Below are 2,843 nucleotides of genomic sequence, written 5' to 3'. Positions count from 1 at the left end.
ACGCCGGCGGACGCCCACGCGCCGCCGGGCTGGCTGCTCGCGCTCTACAGCGCCGGCGCGGTGGCGGGGCTGATCGCGGCCGGGCGGTTCCTGCTGCGGCCGCTGTTCCGGCTGATCGGCCATCTGGGCGAGCGCGAGATGTTCATCTTCGCCGCGCTGTTCACCGTCGCGGGCGCGGCGGCGGTGATGACCAGCCTCGGCCTGTCGCCCGCGCTGGGCGCGTTCGTCGCCGGGGTGATGCTCGCCGACACCCCCTATCGGCACGAGCTGGAGACGGACGTGGAGCCGTTCCGCTCGGTGCTGATCGGCCTGTTCTTCCTCTCGGTCGGCATGCTGCTCGATCTGCATGCGATCGCCGAGCGGCCGTTGTTCGTGGTCGGCATGGCGGCGGCGCTGATCGCCGCGAAGGCGGGCATCGTGTTCGGCATCGCGCTCGCGCTGCGCATGGGCTGGCGCCCCGCGCTGGCGCTGGGGCTGCTGCTCAGCCAGGGCGGCGAGTTCGGCTTCGTCCTGTTCGCGCAGGCGCAGGCCGGCGGGCTCGTCGCGCCGCAGGCCGCCAGCCTGTTCGGCGCGATCATCACCCTGTCGATGGCGACCACGCCGTTCCTGATGAGCGTCACCCGCCGCTTCCGCGCGGCCCCGCCGCGTCCCGACGAGACGCGCGAGGGCCCGCAGGCGGACGGCGCCAGCGCGCTGGTGGTCGGCTATGGCCGGTTCGGGCAGACGGTGGCGCAGATGCTGATCGCGCAGGACATCCCGGTGACGCTGATCGACACGGACACGCAGATGATCGACGTCGCCGGCGAGTTCGGCGCCAAGGTCTATTATGGCGACGGCACCCGGCTCGACCTGCTGCGCCAGGCGGGCGGGGCGGACGCGGCGCTGATCCTGTTCTGCCTCGACGGGGACCAGCTCGACGCGGCGCTGCTGGCGGGGGTCGCGGAGGCGTTCCCGAAGGCGACGCTGTTCGTGCGCGCCTATGATCGCCGCGCGGTGATCAGGCTCGCCGGCGCGCCGATCGAATATGCGACGCGCGAGGTGCTCGAATCGGCGGTGCAGATGGCCAGGCGGGCGATGGACTCGCTGGGCGTCGACGGGCCGGACATCGATCGCGCGGAGGACCGCTATCGCCGCACCGACCGCGAGCGGCTGCGCGTCCAGGTCGCGACGGGCGACCTGCGCGCCGCGCGCGACATGGTGCCGCGCCAAGGCGAACGCCAGGGCGAGCGGGAAGGCGCATGAAAGGGCGCCACTGGCTCCACCGCATGCGCTTCGCGACGGCCGGGCTGCGTGAGGGCTGGCGGCGCGAGCGGTCGTTCCGCGCGCATGGCTGGTTCGCGCTGGGTGCGCTGGCGGCGCTGCTGCTGCTCCGGCCCGCGCCGGTCTGGTGGGCGCTGATCGCGCTGGTGGCGGCGCTGGTGATGGGCTTCGAGCTGATCAACTCGGCGCTGGAGGGCCTGATCGATCTGCTGCATCCGGCGATCCACCCGGAGATCAAGGTGATCAAGGACATGGCGGCCGGCGCGGTGCTGTTGATGGGGATGGCCGCCGTCGCGGTCGCCGCGGCGTTGCTCGTCGTGGCGGGGCCGGCGGTGCTGGCGCGATGGGGATGGCGATGAACTGGCTGGGTATCCTCGCGGCGCTGAGCGGCGCGCTGGCGATCGGGGCGGGGGCGTTCGGGGCGCATGGCGCGTCCGACCACGCCGCCGGGCTGCTCAAGACGGGCGGGCAGTATCAGCTCGTCCACGCGGTCGCGGCGCTCCTCGCGATGCAGCTGGGCGCGCGCGGGCCCGCCTGGGCGTTCGTGATCGGCGCCGCGCTGTTCGCCGGCTCGATCTACGCGCTGGCGGAGGGCGCGCCGCGCTGGGTGGGGCCGATCACCCCGGTCGGCGGGCTGGTGATGATCGCCGGCTGGGCGTGGCTGGCGTGGACGCTGGGGAGAGCGGTATGACGCGAACGATGTCGTTGTTGATCGGCTTGATCGGGTTGGCAGCACCGGAGACGGTGTCGGCGGCGACGCAGCGCGTCTATGTCAAGGACGCGCCCGTTGCCGCCACGACCATGGACACCGAGCTGAACGACTGCGTCAAGCAGGTGCTCGCCTATGTGAATGGCCCCACGTCGCCGGTGCCGCGCCTTCACAACCCGACCCCCGATGCGGCGATCGCCCATGCCTTCGACCTGCGCGGGCCGCGACTCGCCGCCGCGACCGAGATCAAGTGCATGGCCGATCGGGGTTACATCCTGCTGACGCTCACGGCCGATGAGAACAAGGCGCTGTCGCATGCCCGTGGGCTACCGGCACGCGATCAATGGTACGATGCGTTCGTCGCCGGCGACCTCTCGGCCCGGATCGCGGTGGCACGCGCGCAAGCCGTGAGCGTGCCCGTGATACGGTAAGCCGGCGCTACCGCTTCTTGCGGCACGCGTCCGAGCAGTAGATCACCTGATCCCAGTCGCGCGCCCACTTCTTGCGCCAGGTGAACGGCCGGCCACAGGCGGGGCAGGTCTTGGTCGGCAGGTTCGCCTTCTTCACGCCGTTGGGCATCACTCTTCCGTTCAAGTCGAGCGTCGTGGAGACAGGCTCACCCCTCGACGTCGCTCGGGGCGAACGGAGGCCCGCCTGCCGCGCCTCGCGTCTCGTCCAGGAACGCCGCGACATCGGCCAGGTCGACATCGGGCTCAAGATAGGTCTGCCCGATCCCGCGCGCCAGCAGGAAGGGCAGGCGCCCGCCGCTCGCCTTCTTGTCGTGGCGCATGTGCTCCACAAGCCGCGCGCCGTTTGCCGTAAGCCGGGGCGGGGGCAGGCCGACCGCGCGCCAGTGCGCCGCCACCCGCGCCGC

Annotated in this window: 5 protein-coding genes and 1 pseudogene; 4 read left to right on the top strand and 2 right to left on the bottom strand. The window is 72.2% G+C overall.

Annotated features, from left to right (window positions below; genetic code table 11):
* From HUU95_RS13035 to HUU95_RS13020, 4 genes are all read left to right on the top strand, one after another.
* On the top strand, positions 1 to 1,242 hold a 1,242-nt coding region (locus HUU95_RS13035), incomplete at its 5' end, for a cation:proton antiporter domain-containing protein (RefSeq protein ID WP_174280493.1).
* Positions 1,239 to 1,619 carry a diacylglycerol kinase gene (locus HUU95_RS13030; protein ID WP_174280492.1) on the top strand — a complete coding sequence of 127 codons (381 nt, stop codon included), beginning with the start codon at positions 1,239 to 1,241 and terminating at the stop codon, positions 1,617 to 1,619. The genes HUU95_RS13035 and HUU95_RS13030, both read left to right, overlap by 4 nt.
* Positions 1,616 to 1,951, top strand: a complete 336-nt coding sequence (locus HUU95_RS13025; RefSeq protein WP_174280491.1) for a DUF423 domain-containing protein — start codon at positions 1,616 to 1,618, stop codon at positions 1,949 to 1,951. Before HUU95_RS13030 ends, HUU95_RS13025 begins: the two co-directional genes overlap by 4 nt.
* Positions 1,952 to 1,968: 17 nt before the next feature.
* Positions 1,969 to 2,400 (top strand): hypothetical protein, encoded by a 432-nt coding sequence (locus HUU95_RS13020; protein WP_174280490.1) that lies wholly within the window; start codon positions 1,969 to 1,971, stop codon positions 2,398 to 2,400.
* A gap of 7 nt (positions 2,401 to 2,407) precedes the next feature.
* Here the strand turns inward: HUU95_RS13020 and HUU95_RS13015 are convergent, their stop codons facing one another.
* Entirely contained in the window at positions 2,408 to 2,548 is a 141-nt protein-coding gene (locus tag HUU95_RS13015; protein WP_174280489.1) for a DUF2256 domain-containing protein, read from the bottom strand.
* Positions 2,549 to 2,585: 37 nt separating this feature from the next.
* Positions 2,586 to 2,843 (bottom strand): annotated as a pseudogene (locus tag HUU95_RS13010) (hypothetical protein); the annotation flags it as partial.

The organism is Sphingomonas bacterium, from assembly GCF_903643065.1.
Lineage (GTDB): Bacteria > Pseudomonadota > Alphaproteobacteria > Sphingomonadales > Sphingomonadaceae > Sphingomonas.
This window is presented reverse-complemented; position numbering and strand designations above follow the sequence as displayed.